The organism is Leifsonia sp. HAY1-4F (assembly GCF_056755275.1).
In genome coordinates this window covers 1-241 of the sequence record NZ_JBNDHX010000547.1, presented here as the reverse complement: position 1 = coordinate 241, position 241 = coordinate 1, and the positions used below count along the sequence as shown (strand labels likewise).

General features: G+C 68.9%; 1 pseudogene. It reads left to right on the top strand.

Annotated elements, in window-relative coordinates:
• A pseudogene (locus ACPYOG_RS20450) lies at nt 1-241 on the top strand (catalase/peroxidase HPI); the annotation flags it as partial.

The window sequence follows — 241 nt, the reverse complement described above, 5'->3', positions numbered from 1 at the left end:
CCTCACCGCTCCCGAGATGACGGTCCTCGTCGGCGGCCTGCGGGCCCTCGGCAACAACGTCGGTGGCGTCGCGCACGGCGTCCTGACCGACCGTCCGGGCGTCCTGACCAACGACTTCTTCGTCAACCTGCTCGCCCCCGGCACGCAGTGGAAGGCGTCGGAGTCCGAGGAGAACGTCTACGACATCCGTGACCTCGCCAGCGGTGACCTCAAGTGGACGGCCACCCCGGTCGACCTCATC